Consider the following 13,571-nt stretch of genomic DNA (forward strand, 5'->3'; position numbering starts at 1 on the left):
AGAGAAGCAGCGGTCAGCTGGGCGGGGGGGGGGGGGGCCGCGCCCCCCCCCCCGGCCCCCCCGCGCTGCGAGCCCCCCACCGCGCTCGATTGCTGACCGATAGCAGCCCGGCGGGTCCCGTACACTCGGCGGCGTGAATTTCCGATCCGGGTCGCGCCGACGGCCGTCTTCGCAGCGCCGCCGGGCGTTGTTCGGGGGCGCTGTGGTGGCGATCATCGGGTTGGTTGTGGGGCTGGTCGCGGCGTGCACGCTGGCGGATCGGGTGGGGATTTCGGCCGGTGCGGTGGGGCCGGACGTGGTGGCGGCGGTCGCGGATAACGCACCCGCTGTCGCGGTGCCCGGTAGCGCTGAGCATGTCGCTTTCATCGGTCAGGCGCCGGCTTGCCGGAAGACGCCGGAGCAACCGGCGGCGCCGGTGCAGGCGGCCGCGCCGCATCGGGAGGATATTCGGCTGCCGTTGGCGATTCCCGATGCGCCGGTGTCGGTGATCGGCGAATGCCGGGAGTCCGGGGCGTTCGTGCCGATCGATGCGAGTGGGCCGCCGGTATCGCCCTTGGATCTGACTACGGTTTTGCGGATTTAGACGACCCACGCGGGACTGCCTTGCCCTGTGGCGGGTGGGTCGCGTTCGGCATGTCGTTTATTCGCAGTCGCGCGTCCGGGTGGGCGCGTGTAGTCAGGAGCACTTGTTTTCATGTCTGATCGTTCGAAGCGTCGTACCCGGAAGCCGTCTGCCACATCGGTTCCCACGGGGTTGCCCATCCGCAAGATCGGGGGCGGGCTGGCGGTTTTCGCTGCCGTCGTGTTGCTCGTGCTGGCCATTTCGCAGATGGTCGGCAAGAACGAGGAGGATGGCGCGCAGGCCGGAAAGGAGACCTCGCAGTCCGGCGACAGCGCGATGTTCGCGCAGCTGGCCGCGCTGGCGCGCCGGGATGCCAAGGATCCGATGGCGCGGGGGGCGGTGGACGCGCCGGTGGTGATGATCGAATTCTCGGATTTCCAGTGCCCGTACTGCAAGCAGTTCGCGCAGCACACCGAGCCGCAGCTGGTGCAGAAGTATCTCGACAGCGGGCAGTTGCGGATCGAGTGGCGGAATGCGGCGTTCTTCGGGGCGGAGTCGGAGCTGGCGGCGCGGGCCGCGTGGGCGGCCGGGCAGCAGGGGAAGTTCTGGGAGATGCACGATCTGCTGTTCGCCAATTCGCCGGCCAAGAAGAACACCGGGGCCTACACCGATGACAGCGTGACCGAGTGGGCCGGGCAGGCTGGGGTCGCCGATCTCGCCAAATTCCGGGCGGATCTGAATTCCGATGCGGCCAAGGCGGCGCTGAGCGCCGATGTCAACGAGGCGATCGGCATCGGGGTCAATTCCACGCCGGCGTTCCTGATCAATGGGCGGCCGGTGCTGGGCGCCCGGCCGGTCGAGCAGATGATGGCGGTCATCGAGTCGGGGCTGCAGGACCGGGGAGGCCAGCGGTGACCTCCGGAATCGGTTATGTGGCGGCGTTTCTCGGCGGTGTGCTCGCACTGCTGAGCCCGTGCAGCGCACTGCTGCTGCCGAGCTTCTTCGCCTATTCGTTCGGCTCCACCGGCAAGCTGATCTCCCGCACCGGAGCCTTCTATCTCGGCCTGTGCACCACCCTGGTGCCGCTGGGCGCGGCCGGATCGCTGCTCGGCGGCGTGCTGACCCGGCATCGGGAACTGGTGATCGCCATCGGCGGCTGGACCATCATCGCGCTCGGCGTGCTCCAGATCCTCGGCCGCGGTTTCGCTTTCGGCTTCGCGCAGCGCGGCATGGCCAAGCACAGCGGGTCCGAGAAGTCCGGGGCCGTCTATCTGCTGGGCATGGTGTACGGCCTGTCCGGCTTCTGCGTCGGCCCGATCCTGGGCTCGATTCTCACCGTGGCGGCGCTGAGTTCCTCACCGGTGCACGGTGGTTCGCTGCTCGCGGTCTATGCCCTGGGCATGGCCATGCCGCTGTTCGTCATGGCGATCCTGTGGGACCGTTTCGATCTGGGCCGCCGCCGCTGGCTGCGCGGCCGCTCCTTCGCCCTCGGCCGCCTGCACCTGCACACCACCTCGCTGATCTCGGGCGTGTTCTTCATTGGCGTCGGCGCCCTGTTCCTGCTCTCCGACGGCGGCAATGCCATTGCCGGAACCGTCAGCGCCGAAACCGGATTCGATATGGAGACCCAGGTGATGCGCCTGAGCGACGCCGTCTCGGATACGACGGTGCTGCTCCTGCTCGGCGTTGTCGCCCTGCTGGTCGCGGCCTGGCGGTTGCTGCGCTCCGACCGGTCAGCGACTGTGCCGCTCCAGGATTCGGTTGAGCATGAGGATGAAGTTGGCGCGCTCAGCGGCGGAAAAGCCGACCAGTAGTTCATCCTGCGCGACGGCCAGCCGGTCGTCGAGTTCCCGCAGATGATCGGCGCCGGAACGCGTGAGGCTCACGATATTCCGGCGTCGATCACCCGGGTCCGGACTGCGCGTCACGAACCCGCGATCGGTCAGCTCATTGACCGCCGCGACCATATCGCTGCGGTCGATACCCGTGCGCCGCCCCAGCTCCGCCTGGCTGTCCGGCCCGAACTCATCGAGCGTCGCGAGCAGCGCGTAGTGGTACCGCCGCGACCCGGTCTCCGCCAAGGCCCGCTCGGTCGCCCGATTGGCGAGCAGGGCGACCTGATTGACCAGCCGCGTCGGCAGGGCCCGCAGCCGACCGGATGCTCCCTCGTGCACGATGTCCACGACAAGCACTCTAAACCGACTCTTCGGACCAATTGAGAGGCAGTGGCTATGCCGATTGAGAGGCAGTGGCTATGGCCGTACGATCGTACGCATGGCCACGAAGGTGACCGTACTGCTGCCGGATGAGATTGCAGTGCGGCTGAAGAAGGTTGCCGGAGAAGGTAAGCAGAGCGAATACATTGCCCGGGCGGTGCGGCAGCGAATGCTCGAGGATGATCTGCGCAAGCTGGCCGCCTTCGAGGCGGAGCGGGGCGGGGCCGATACGACCTTCGCCGCGGAGGGGGCGCTGTTCCGGTCCGATGACTGATCCCGGTGCGCAAGGCGAGATCTGGCGGATTCGCACCGTGGCCGGAATGCAGTTCTCGGTGGTCATCGTGGACTCCGACGCAGTGGCCCGGTTGCGGCCGTCGATCCTGTGCGCCCGGGTGCGCGAGGCGCGGGAGGTGCCGCCCTCCCTCGAACTGCTCACCGTGCGCCTGCCGGGCGACTATGTCATCGCGGTGCACGACATAGCCGCCCTGCCGAAGGACTACTTCATTACCCGCCAGGCCCGGCTGACCGAGGCTTCGCTCGAGGAATTGAAGGTCGCGCTGCGGGCGCGGTTCGACCTCTGAATCCCGATCGGACTCCGAATCCCGATCGGACTCCGATCAGATCGATTCGACCCAGTTGCGCAGCAGCTGCGCGCCGGCGTCGCCGGACTTCTCCGGGTGGAACTGGGTCGCCGACAGCGGCCCGTTCTCGACCGCCGCCAGGAAGGGCACCCCGTGCTCGGCCCAGGTCAGCTTGGGCAGCGCGATGTGGCTGGCGGTCTCGTCATTCCACGCCCAGTGCTGGGCGGCATAGGAGTGGACGAAGTAGAACCGGGTGTCGGCGTCCATGCCGCCGAACAGCACGCTGTCCTCCGGCGCCTTGACCGTGTTCCAGCCCATGTGCGGCAGCACGGGTGCGTCCAGACGCTCGACGACGCCGGGCCATTCGGCGCAGCCCTCGGTTTCGACGCCGAATTCGACGCCGCGCTCGAAGAGGATCTGCATGCCCACGCAGATGCCGAGGACGGGCCGGCCGCCGGCGAGGCGCTTGCCGATAATGCGATCGCCGCGCACGCCGAGCAGGCCGGACATGCAGGCGGCGAACGCGCCCACGCCGGGCACCACGAGACCGTCCGCGTTCAAGGCGATTTCGGGATCGGCCGTGACCGTCACCTCGGCGCCGGTGCGCGCCAGGGCGCGTTCGGCCGAGTGCAGGTTGCCGGAGCCGTAGTCGAGCAGGGCGATCTTCTTGGTGCTCATAGGGTTCCCTTGGTGGAGGGGATGCCGGTCACGCGCGGGTCGTATTCGACGGCGGCCCGCAAAGCCCGTGCGACAGCTTTGAATTCGGCTTCGGTGATGTGGTGCTGATCGCGGCCGTAGAGGACGCGCACGTGCAGCGCGATGCGGGCATTGAGCGCAATGGACTCGAAGACGTGCCGGTTGATCACGGTCGAGTAGGAGGCGCCGGCGCCCACGCTGGGAATCACGGTGTGCAGCATGTGTTCCGGTTCACCGGTGTGCACGCAGTACGGGCGGCCGGACACGTCGACAATGGCCTGGGCGAGGGTTTCGTCCATGGGGATGAAGGAATCGCCGAAGCGGCGGATGCCCTTCTTGTCGCCGAGCGCCTGAGCGAGGGCCTGGCCGAGGACGATGGCGGTGTCCTCGACGGTGTGGTGGGCCTCGATCTCGATATCGCCCTGGGCGGCAATGCTCAGATCGAAGCTGCCGTGCTGGCCGAAGGCGGTGAGCATGTGGTCGTAGAACGGGACGCCGGTGGAGATGTCGGTCTTACCGGAACCGTCGAGGTTGAGCTCCACCACGATGCTGGATTCGCGAGTGGTGCGTTCGACGCGGGCGATTCGGTCCATGTTCGCTTCCGTACTCATGAGGCGACCAGTTCGGTCGCGACCAGTTTCGCGCTGACACGCAGGAATTCGTCGTTCTCGGCGGCCAGGCCGATGGTGGCGCGCAGATATCCCGGAATGCCGACGTCGCGAATGAGTACCCCTTCGTCGAGGTAGCGCTTCCAGGTGGCGGGCGCGTCGGCGAAGCGGCCGAAGAGCACGAAGTTGGCGTCGGAGGGGATGACCTCGTAGCCCAGCTCCGCCAGCGCTGCCATGACGCGATCGCGCTGCGCCGCCAATTCGGCCACGCTGCCGAGGGTTTCGTCGGCGTGCCGCAGGGCCGCGCGCGCGGCGGCCTGGGTGACCACCGACAGGTGATACGGCAGCCGCACCAGCAGCAGCGCGTCGATGACGGCGGGCGCGGCCGCCAGATAGCCCAGCCGCCCGCCCGCGAAGGCGAACGCCTTGCTCATGGTGCGGGTCACCACCAGCTTGGCCGGGTATCGGTCGATCAACGCCAGAGCACTGGGGGCACTGGAGAATTCGCCGTACGCCTCGTCCACCACCACGATGCCGGGGGCGGCCTCGAGAATCCGGACCAGGTCCTCCTGCGGAATGCTGTGGCCGGTCGGGTTATTGGGGCTGGTCACGAACACCACATCGGGGCGGCGTTCGCCGATGGCCGCGATGGCGTAATCGATGTCGAGGGAGAAGTCGCCATTGCGCTTGGCTTCGATCCATTCGGTGTCGATGCCCTCGGAGATGATCGGGTGCATCGAGTACGACGGCACGAAACCCAGTGCGCTGCGGCCGGGTCCGCCGAAGGCCTGCAGCAGCTGCTGCAGGATCTCATTGGAGCCATTGGCGGCCCACACATTCGACACCTGCACCGCGACACCGGTCTGCCGGGTCAGGTAGGCGGCCAGATCGGTGCGCAGCCCCACCGCATCGCGGTCCGGGTACCGGTGCAGATCGGCGGCCGCGGCGCGCACGGATTCGGCCACGTCGTCGACCAGCGCCTTGCTCGGCGGGTGCGGGTTCTCATTGGTATTGAGCTGCACCGGCACCGTCAATTGCGGTGCGCCGTACGGGCTCTTGCCGCGCAGATTGTCCCGCAGCGGCAGATCGTCGAGGGAGATATTCGATCCGGGAGCAGTCACAGCATTCACCGCAGCTCTCCGAATCGCACCTGCACGGCCTGGCCGTGCGCGGGCAGATCCTCGGCATTGGCCAGCGCCACCACGTGCCCGGCCACATCCTTCAGCGCATCCTCGGAGTACTCCACGACGTGGATGCCGCGCAGGAAGGTCTGCACGCTCAAACCCGAAGAGTGCCGGGCGCATCCGGCGGTGGGCAGCACGTGATTGGAGCCGGCGCAGTAGTCGCCGAGGCTCACCGGCGACCAGGCGCCCACGAAAACCGCTCCGGCACTGCGCACCCGGGCGGCGACGGCGGCCGCGTCGGCGGTCTGGATCTCCAGGTGCTCGGCGGCGTAGGCATTCACCACGCGCAGGCCCTGCGCGATATCGTCCACGAGCACGGTGCCGGACTGCTTGCCGGACAAGGCTTCCGCGACCCGATCGTGGTGCTTGACCACGGCCATCTGCGCGGTGAGCGCGGCATCGACCGCGTCGGCCAGTTCCACGCTGTCGGTGACGAGCACGCTCGCGGCCAGCACATCGTGCTCGGCCTGCGAAATGAGGTCGGCGGCAACATGTCCCGGATCGGCGGTGGCGTCGGCCAGAATCGCGATCTCGGTGGGCCCGGCCTCGGCGTCGATGCCGACCAGGCCGCGGCACAGCCGCTTGGCGGCGGTCACATAGATATTGCCCGGCCCGGTGATCATGTCGACCGGCTCCAGGCGCGCGCCGTCGGTGTCGACGCCGCCGTAGGACAGCAGCGCGACCGCCTGCGCTCCGCCGACCGCCCACACCTCGTCGACGCCCAGCAGCCGCGCGGCCGCCAGGATGGTCGGGTGCGGCAGTCCGCCGAACTGCGCCTGCGGCGGCGAGGCCACCACCAGCGAATCCACGCCGGCGGCCTGGGCCGGAACCACATTCATGACCACGCTGGACGGGTAGACGGCATTGCCGCCCGGCACGTACAGCCCGACCCGCTCGACCGGAACCCACCGCTCGGTGACGGTGCCGCCGGGCACCACCTGGGTGGTCTTGTCGGTGCGCCGCTGATCGTCGTGCACCTTGCGGGTGCGCTCGATGGCGACCTCGAGGGCGGTCCGCACCTGCGGATCGAGTTCGGCGAGGGCCTTCTCCAGTTCGGCCGCGGGCACCCGCACCGATACCGGCTTCACTCCGTCGAACTTCTCGCTGAATTCGATGGCCGCCTCGACGCCCCGATCGCGGATGGCCTCCACGACCGGCCGCACATGATGCAGCACCGAGTCCACGTCGACGCCTCCGCGCGGCAGTGCCGCGCGCAGTTCGGCAGTCGTGGGCGTCCGTCCGCGCAGATCCACGCGGGCGAGCTCGATGCGGCTGGTCATAGCGCTGTGCAGTCCTTGTCTGTGCTGAATCGAAGGGGTCGCGCACGCAGTCGAAACTGCTTGCGACCAGCTATCAGACTATCGGGTCGGCGCCGGCGCTCATCGCTCGGCGCGGGCTAGTGCCCCCGCCGGGCACGGGCTAGCGCTCTTGCCGAGCGCGGTCGAGGGCCGCGCGCAGACCGTCGGGGGTGAGGTTTTCGACGGTCTGCCCGTCCACCCGCACCACCGGGACATGGGTCAGACCGGCGGCAATCGCGTCGCGACCGTGGGCTTCGACGAATCCGGCATACCGGTCCGAGGTGATGCAGGCCGCCACATCCGGGCCGCTCGCGCCCGCCTCGGCCGCGAGCGCGATCAGCCGGTCGTCGGTGAGACCGGGCCCGCCCTCGGCGGGTTGCGCCGCGAATACCCGCTGTTCGAAGCCGGGCCAGGCGTCCTTGTTCGCGACGGCCACGCAGACGCCGGCATTGGTGGCCCGGGAGGAGTAGCGGTCGGTGGAGGCGCGGTCGAGCACGGCGACGGTGTCGTAGTCGACGGCGGCCTCGCCGGAGCGCACCAGGTCGGTGAGCATGGGGCCGGTGGTGGCGGTGAACTCGCGGCACACCGGGCATTGGAAGTCGGTGATGACCGTGACGGTCGTCGGCGCATCGCCGAAGCGGAGCCTGCCGTCACCGGTGAAGACCGCGGGCGGGGCCACCGCGGCCGCGGCCTGCTCCTTGTCGCGATGCTTGGCGAGAAAGCTTGCCGCGATCACCACGACGAGGGCGATGAGCAGCACCCCGGCGGCCACCGTGAAGGGAGTGAAGTATCGGCGCGGGTGCGCCGCTCGCGCGACCGTGCGCCCGCTGCGGTTCTTGCTCACGGCGATCACTCTTCCCTTCGGCGAATTCTGTTGATAGCCATCAAATTGCTGGACCGTTGATCAGGAAACTCCGAGAGATAATCCGTCAAGGCGTCCCGCCATAAAAAAGCCGTAACTCTTATCCGCAGCGGACATCCCATTCGAGGGCTTTGACCTGCACATACTAACCGTTTGTAGCCCCGGTCACATTGACCGCCTCCGGCCCGTCTTCGGACCATCGGCTGATGACCTACATCGGCAAACTCACGGCATTAGCTGTGTTAGTCGTATCCGCCTTTGCGGGCGCGGTACTCGAAACGCCGGTCGAGGCTGCGGCCGAACCGGCCACCGGGTGCGTCACCGACGATTCGGTGCCCGATCAGATGACCCTCACCTGCCCGCCGGGCGCGGGCGCCGGACAGCACGCCTTCATCCGGTGCCGCGATCTCGGCGGACTGCCGCACACCCGGATCGGCCCCACCCTGGGCGCCGAGGGTGGCGTATCGCGAGCGAATTGTGCGGCCGGGGAAACCGGCCCGGCCTGAGTGCTTCTTCCTCCCGATCGAAAGGTTCCGTCCCATGTCCGCATCCCTCGTACGCACCCGGACGACCAAACGCGCCGCCCGGCAGCAGAAGGAGTGCAAGCGCAACCGCCGTGGTCTCTACGCGGCCGCGGCCTTCGCCTCCCTGGCCACCGTCATGGTGTCGACCGGTGAGGCCACGGCCCAGGCGCCCGCGCCGCTGGTTCCGCCCGTCTCCCCCGGCGATCTGGCCCGGCCCGCCCTCGGCGCGCCCGGGCAGCCGCAGCTCGGCATTCCGGATCTCGGCGTGCCGATTCCGGATCTGGGCGCTCCCCTGCCCGAACTCGGCACGGCCATCGGCAATGCCGTCCCGGATCTCGGCACGGTGCTCGGTCCGGACCTGGGACCCGCCGCGCAGGGGGTGCTCGATCAGGCCATGGGCGCGTTGAACGATGCGACCGCCGGAACCCCGGTGGCGCCGTTGATTCCCAAGGCCCCGCAGATTCCGGGTTCGGCCCCGTCGGGTCCGGCGACCACCCCCGCGGTCGGCACGGTCCCGGCCGGTGCACCCCAGCTGTCCGGACTGCTCGGTCCGGTCGCCGCGCCCATTACCGAGATCGCGGCCGCCGCGGCCGAGGTGGCCGGTTCCGGGCTGGATCTGCGGCAGCTGGCCGGTTGGGCCGACACCACCTTCCCGTCCGGTCCGCTGCGGCAGCCGGTGCAGGATCTGCTGAACTTCGTCACCCGCGCCATCGAGGCCGCCGGCACCCGCCGCGATCCCGACAGCGCCCGGGACCCGATCACCGAGCTCATCGATCGCGGCCGCGGACTGTTCAACTTCCCGGTCGACGCCGCCGGCGCGGGCGCGCTGCGGGAGGCGCTCGATCCGTTGCTGGGCAATACCCTCGGCGCGGGTGATCCGCTCCAGCAGCTCGCCGAGACCGTGCGGCGGCTGACCTCGGATCCGGCCGCCGGGCTGGAGGCGCTCGGCGCGGCCGTACTCGGTTTCGCCGCACCGGCTTTCAGCGGCATCGCCCCGCTGCTCGGATTCCTGAGCCCGGTGCTCGGCTTCGTCGCCGATCCCGCGGCCGCGTTCGCGCCGCTGCTGCAGGATCTCCGCGGCCTGCTGGGCACCAGCGGTGTCCGGCGCAATGCGGCGCTGCCGGCGCTGGCGCTGCCGATCGTGGGCCTGTTCGCCATCGCGCCGCTGCTGTTCGCCGGCGCCCTGGCCATCGGCGCGATCGGTATAGGCGCGGTCGTCGTCCTCGGTGCGATCCTGCTCGCACCGCTGGTGATCGGCGCCCTGGTGGTGGGCGGCATCGTGCTCGCGGTGCTGGCCCTGCCGGTGCTGGCGGTGCTGGCGCTCATCGCGATTCCGGTGCTGATCATTGCCGCGCCGGTGGCGTTCATCGCCTTCCAGGTGCTGGCCCCGATCATCCTGGTCGCCGGTCTGGCCGCCTTCGCGACCATTGTGGTCGGCGGTATCGCGCTGGCCGGAGCGTTCCTGGCCATCGGCGGCGTGGGCCTGGCGGCCGCGTTCGTGGGCCTGCTGGCGGCGGGCCTGGTGACCAGCATCTTCGTGCCGTTCCTGGGCCTGTTCATCGCGCCGTTCGTGTTCTCGGTGCTGGCGCTGGGCGGGTTGATCGTGGGTTCCATCGGCTTGGCGGCAGTCGTATTCGGCACCCTGGCAACGGCTTTCGTGGCGGCCGCGGTACTGGGCGGCGCGCTCGCGGTGGCCTCGCTGTTCACCCCGTTCGGCCTGATCACGCTGCCCGTGCTCGCGGTGCTGGCGGTGGCCGCGCTCATTCTGTTCGCGGCGGCGGCGCTCATTGCGGGCACCGCGATCGGCGCGCTGTTCGTCGCCGGTCTGGCCGCGCTGTCGGTGGTCGGCTCGGCGGCCGTGATCGCGCTGCTGGCACTGTCCCTGGTGGCGACAGCGGTGCACCTGGCCACGGCCGTGGTGCTCTGGTTCGGTGCGGCCGCGGCCACGCTCATCCTGGCCGCGGGCGGCGCCATCGCCTCCGGCGTGGCCGTCATCGCCGGCCTGATCGCCACCGCCGCACTGGTTTTCGCACTGCCGGTGGTGGGTCCGCTGCTGGCTCCGCTGTTCCTGCTGGTGCTGGTCGGCATTCCGGCGGCGCTGGGCCTGCTGTTCCTGTTCGGCGCCGCGGGCGCCTCGGGTCTGCTGGTGGCGCTGTGCACGACGCTGATCCTGGTGGCGGCGGTGACCTGGGCGGGCGGCACGGTGATCGCGGGCGGTCTGCTGATGTTGCTGATGCCGTACACGATTCCGTTCGTACTGCCCGCGCTCATCGCCTTCGCGGCCATCGTGTCGGCGGCGGTCATGGGTCTGGTCGCGCTGAACTTCGTCTTCACCCTGGGCGGGTTCATCGCGCTGACCGGTCTCATGATCGCGTGGGCGCTGGCGGCGGTCGCGGTCACGGCGGTGGGCGGCCTGGCCATCAATGTGCTGTCCTTCGCCATGCTGACGCTGGCGCTGGGCGCACTGATCGTCATCAATCCGCCGATCGCCTTGCTGGCCTTGCCGTTCCTGCTGGGCGCGCAACTGCTGACGGTGCTGGCCGGAATCGGCGGCACGGCGATCGTGACCGGTCTGCTCATGGGCCTGGTCGGCGTGCTGACCGTGGCCAGCGGTATTCCGCTGGCGCTGACCGCGCTGCTGATCATCACCTCGTTCGTGTACGCGGCCAGCTTGTTCCCGCCGTTCCTGCTGGTCGCCATTCCGGTGGCGATCGCCGCCACGGTGGTGGCCGGCGCGGTCATCAGCGCGGTCCTCGCGGCCGGATTGGCCATTCTCGGTGCGGAATTCGTGGCGGGCGCGGTCCTCGCGCTGGGCGTGGCCCTGGCCGCGGTGATCGCCATGCTGCCGGTCGGCGTCGCCGCGCTGGTGGCGGCCGCGGTGCTCACGCTGCCGTTCCTCATCGTGGGCCCGTTCGCGCCGATCCTGTCCACCGCGTTGTCCCCGGTGATCGCCCTCGCCGTGGGCGCGGTCTGGCTGCCGTTCCTGGTGGCGGGGCTGACCGTGGCGGGCGCGGCGCTGGGCATCAGCGCGCTGGGCCTGTTCGGCGTGCCGCTGCTGGCGCTCATCCTGGCCGGTGGATTGTGGTTCGCCGTCAAGGGATTCGCGCTGGCCGCCTGGCTGGTGTCCATGGCCGTCGACTTCTCCGCACCCGTCATCCTGGGCGTGCTGGCGGTGCTGGCCCTGGCGCCGATCGCGGCCGCGCTGGCCGCCCTGGTCGCGGCGGCCCTGCCGATCCTGGCCCTGGCGGCGCTCGGCGCGGTCGCGGCCGCGGCGGCTCCGGTGGTGGCCCTGGGCCTCGCGGCGGTCGCGGTGATCGGCATTCCGCTGCTGGCGGTCGGCGTGCCGCTGGCGCTGGTCGGCCTGATCACCCTCGCCCTGCTGCCGCTGCTCCTGCTGGCAATCCCGGTGGGCGCCTTCGCCATTGCGCTGGCGCTGCCGGTCCTGGCGGTCATCGCCGCCGGTGCCGGTGCGGCAGGATTGGGCGTCGCTGCGCTCGCCGCGCTCGCGGTGGTGGCCATTCCGGCACTGGCCGTGCTGGCGGCGATCGCCGTTCCGGCGCTGGCGCTGCTGGCCGCGGTGGCGATTCCGGCCCTCGCGATCGCGGCGGTCGCCGCTCCTGTGCTGGCCGGTGCGCTGGCCCTGGGGCTGCCGCTGCTGGCGGGTGGGCTGGCTCTCGGCGCCCCGCTGGCGCTGGCGGCGCTGGTGGCACTCGTGCTGCTGCCGCTGCTGTTGCTGCTGGATCCGGCGTTCCGGTCGTATGTCATCTCCGCTGTTCGCGCGGCCCTCGATGCGCAGGGCAGTGGCGGTGCGGCGGAGACCGGTAGCCAGTTTCTCGACAGCATTACCGATACCGCGAGCCTGGATCAGGTCATCGCGGGATTGCAGGCGCTGCTGGCGCCCGCGGCCCGTCCGGCCGCCGCTCCCGTCGCCCACGCCGAGATTCCCCTGGTCGGCGCGGATGCGGCGGACGGCTTGCAGGACAACGACACCCGGCGCCTGGTCTCGGTCGGTGTGTGAGCGTCATCGAAATCCCTTCCCATCCATCGGAAATGAAGGAGTTCGTCATGAACGTCGAAACCAATGAGAACACCGCGGGATTCGATCCGGCCGATCCGGCGCTGCACCTGGAATACCTGTACGGCCCGCAGTGGCGGGCGGTGGTGCGGATCGTGGAGCGCGCCGCCCAGCTCACCGCCGAGGAGCGGGAACGGCTCAATGCCGAGGCGGGCAAGCAGATGCAGGCCGGAATGGCCGCCCTCACCGGGGGCGGCGCCGGCGGCCTGGCCGGGCTGCTGTCCGGCCTCGGGCAGCCGTCGGAGGATCCGCAGCCATTGCAGATCGCGAGCGAGACGGCCAAGGAGTTCGGCCGCTCCCGCAATGTGCAGATCGCGGGACTCGTTGCCGGACAGTCCGTCTCGTCCGGCCCGGCCGCGGCCACCGGCGGCGATATCGCCGGGCTGCTGCAATCGCTCGGCTCCATCGGCACGCTCACCGTGGTCAGCCAGGCCGTCACCGCGGCCGTGCTGAGCGATCTCGTCGGCCGCGGCCGGTTCACGCAGGACGTGTACGACGCCCTGCTGCGGCCGTGGACCGACACCATCTCCTGACCCGTCCCCGACGCTCGAGGAGTACGCCATGCTGGAGTTCCGATCCACCGGTACGAGTACCGTCGATCCACTCGGCGGGCTGATCGACACCCGTTCCGCGCCAGTCGCTTACGGATACTACGAGGAGAATGTGGGCGAGGCGCTCCCGCTGCCCCGTCACCGCCGCCGCGCACCGGTCGGCTGGTGGAACCGGCACCGGCGGATCCGGCTCGGCCTCGGGATGGCCCTGGTGGCGAATCTGGGCTTCCTGCCCGCCGTGCAGAACGCCGTGCTCTCGGGACTGTCCCATGTCGCCTGACCGGGCGCGCCGGGCGGCGATCGTCATCGTGGCGGCCATGATGACGCTGGCCGCCCCGGCCCGCGGCGCCCCCGCCCCGGCCCCCCCCGGCGCGGCCCCCGCTCCCCCTAACCCCCCCAGCAACCGCCGCCGCC

General features: G+C 70.0%; 15 protein-coding genes. 9 read left to right on the forward strand and 6 right to left on the reverse strand.

Translation table 11 applies throughout. The features are described from left to right. Positions 1–133: 133 nt before the first annotated feature. The 3 genes from ACFVIV_RS38390 to ACFVIV_RS38400 all read left to right on the forward strand — a co-directional run bounded on the left by ACFVIV_RS38390 (position 134) and on the right by ACFVIV_RS38400 (position 2,376). Positions 134–583, forward strand: a complete 450-nt coding sequence (locus ACFVIV_RS38390) for a hypothetical protein (protein ID WP_379205141.1) — start codon at positions 134–136, stop codon at positions 581–583. 111 nt (positions 584–694) lie between these two features. After that, the gene (locus ACFVIV_RS38395) at positions 695–1,477 is read left to right on the forward strand and encodes a DsbA family protein (protein WP_379205142.1); all 783 of its coding nucleotides are present in this window, start codon (positions 695–697) and stop codon (positions 1,475–1,477) included. After that, on the forward strand, positions 1,474–2,376 hold the full coding sequence (locus tag ACFVIV_RS38400; RefSeq protein ID WP_379205144.1) for a cytochrome c biogenesis CcdA family protein: 903 nt from the start codon (positions 1,474–1,476) through the stop codon (positions 2,374–2,376). Before ACFVIV_RS38395 ends, ACFVIV_RS38400 begins: the two co-directional genes overlap by 4 nt. Here ACFVIV_RS38400 and ACFVIV_RS38405 read toward each other — a convergent pair. Then, positions 2,296–2,745 (reverse strand): MarR family winged helix-turn-helix transcriptional regulator, encoded by a 450-nt coding sequence (locus ACFVIV_RS38405; RefSeq protein WP_379205146.1) that lies wholly within the window; start codon positions 2,743–2,745, stop codon positions 2,296–2,298. The genes ACFVIV_RS38400 and ACFVIV_RS38405 overlap by 81 nt on opposite strands. Positions 2,746–2,836: 91 nt before the next feature. Between ACFVIV_RS38405 and ACFVIV_RS38410 the strand changes: the two genes are divergently transcribed. Next, the gene (locus ACFVIV_RS38410) at positions 2,837–3,052 is read left to right on the forward strand and encodes a hypothetical protein (protein ID WP_379205148.1); all 216 of its coding nucleotides are present in this window, start codon (positions 2,837–2,839) and stop codon (positions 3,050–3,052) included. Beyond that, a complete protein-coding gene (locus ACFVIV_RS38415; RefSeq protein WP_379205150.1) occupies positions 3,045–3,359 on the forward strand; it encodes a hypothetical protein in 315 nt (104 codons plus the stop codon). The genes ACFVIV_RS38410 and ACFVIV_RS38415 overlap by 8 nt, the downstream gene beginning before the upstream one ends. Positions 3,360–3,395: 36 nt before the next feature. Here ACFVIV_RS38415 and hisH read toward each other — a convergent pair whose 3' ends face one another. From hisH to ACFVIV_RS38440, 5 genes are all read right to left on the reverse strand, one after another. Continuing rightward, on the reverse strand, positions 3,396–4,037 hold the full coding sequence (gene hisH / locus ACFVIV_RS38420) for an imidazole glycerol phosphate synthase subunit HisH (protein ID WP_379205152.1): 642 nt from the start codon (positions 4,035–4,037) through the stop codon (positions 3,396–3,398). Further along, positions 4,034–4,666: an imidazoleglycerol-phosphate dehydratase HisB gene (gene hisB / locus ACFVIV_RS38425; RefSeq protein ID WP_379205154.1), complete on the reverse strand. Its 633-nt coding sequence runs from the start codon at positions 4,664–4,666 to the stop codon at positions 4,034–4,036. The genes hisH and hisB overlap by 4 nt, the downstream gene beginning before the upstream one ends. Continuing rightward, positions 4,663–5,784 (reverse strand): histidinol-phosphate transaminase, encoded by a 1,122-nt coding sequence (locus tag ACFVIV_RS38430; RefSeq protein ID WP_379205155.1) that lies wholly within the window; start codon positions 5,782–5,784, stop codon positions 4,663–4,665. Before ACFVIV_RS38430 ends, hisB begins: the two co-directional genes overlap by 4 nt. A 5-nt stretch (positions 5,785–5,789) precedes the next feature. After that, positions 5,790–7,127: a histidinol dehydrogenase gene (gene hisD, locus ACFVIV_RS38435; RefSeq protein ID WP_379205157.1), complete on the reverse strand. Its 1,338-nt coding sequence runs from the start codon at positions 7,125–7,127 to the stop codon at positions 5,790–5,792. Between the two features lie 139 nt (positions 7,128–7,266). Continuing rightward, the gene (locus ACFVIV_RS38440; protein WP_379205158.1) at positions 7,267–7,989 is read right to left on the reverse strand and encodes a DsbA family protein; all 723 of its coding nucleotides are present in this window, start codon (positions 7,987–7,989) and stop codon (positions 7,267–7,269) included. A gap of 224 nt (positions 7,990–8,213) precedes the next feature. Here ACFVIV_RS38440 and ACFVIV_RS38445 point away from each other — a divergent pair, with 224 nt between their 5' ends. The 4 genes from ACFVIV_RS38445 to ACFVIV_RS38460 are packed head-to-tail and all read left to right on the forward strand — an operon-like array spanning position 8,214 to position 13,437. Then, complete coding sequence (locus ACFVIV_RS38445; protein WP_379205159.1) at positions 8,214–8,513, forward strand: hypothetical protein; 300 nt, start codon at positions 8,214–8,216, stop codon at positions 8,511–8,513. A 34-nt stretch (positions 8,514–8,547) separates the two neighbouring features. Then, entirely contained in the window at positions 8,548–12,549 is a 4,002-nt protein-coding gene (locus tag ACFVIV_RS38450) for a hypothetical protein (protein WP_379205161.1), read from the forward strand. Positions 12,550–12,596: 47 nt separating this feature from the next. Further along, positions 12,597–13,139 carry a hypothetical protein gene (locus ACFVIV_RS38455; RefSeq protein ID WP_379205162.1) on the forward strand — a complete coding sequence of 181 codons (543 nt, stop codon included), beginning with the start codon at positions 12,597–12,599 and terminating at the stop codon, positions 13,137–13,139. Between the two features lie 28 nt (positions 13,140–13,167). Then, positions 13,168–13,437 carry a hypothetical protein gene (locus ACFVIV_RS38460; protein WP_379205164.1) on the forward strand — a complete coding sequence of 90 codons (270 nt, stop codon included), beginning with the start codon at positions 13,168–13,170 and terminating at the stop codon, positions 13,435–13,437. Positions 13,438–13,571: the final 134 nt, after the last annotated feature.

Source organism: Nocardia sp. NPDC127526, assembly GCF_042672265.1.
Lineage (GTDB): Bacteria > Actinomycetota > Actinomycetes > Mycobacteriales > Mycobacteriaceae > Nocardia.

Excerpts from the sequence above, each read along its gene's own strand:
- hisD (WP_379205157.1), bottom strand. The coding sequence starts at position 7,127 with ATGACCAGCCGCATCGAGCTCGCCCGCGTGGATCTGCGCGGACGGACG.
- ACFVIV_RS38445 (WP_379205159.1), top strand. The coding sequence starts at position 8,214 with ATGACCTACATCGGCAAACTCACGGCATTAGCTGTGTTAGTCGTATCC.
- ACFVIV_RS38455 (WP_379205162.1), top strand. The coding sequence starts at position 12,597 with ATGAACGTCGAAACCAATGAGAACACCGCGGGATTCGATCCGGCCGAT.
- ACFVIV_RS38395 (WP_379205142.1), top strand. The coding sequence starts at position 695 with ATGTCTGATCGTTCGAAGCGTCGTACCCGGAAGCCGTCTGCCACATCG.
- ACFVIV_RS38415 (WP_379205150.1), top strand. The coding sequence starts at position 3,045 with ATGACTGATCCCGGTGCGCAAGGCGAGATCTGGCGGATTCGCACCGTG.
- hisH (WP_379205152.1), bottom strand. The coding sequence starts at position 4,037 with ATGAGCACCAAGAAGATCGCCCTGCTCGACTACGGCTCCGGCAACCTG.
- hisB (WP_379205154.1), bottom strand. The coding sequence starts at position 4,666 with ATGAGTACGGAAGCGAACATGGACCGAATCGCCCGCGTCGAACGCACC.
- ACFVIV_RS38460 (WP_379205164.1), top strand. The coding sequence starts at position 13,168 with ATGCTGGAGTTCCGATCCACCGGTACGAGTACCGTCGATCCACTCGGC.
- ACFVIV_RS38410 (WP_379205148.1), top strand. The coding sequence starts at position 2,837 with ATGGCCACGAAGGTGACCGTACTGCTGCCGGATGAGATTGCAGTGCGG.
- ACFVIV_RS38450 (WP_379205161.1), top strand. The coding sequence starts at position 8,548 with ATGTCCGCATCCCTCGTACGCACCCGGACGACCAAACGCGCCGCCCGG.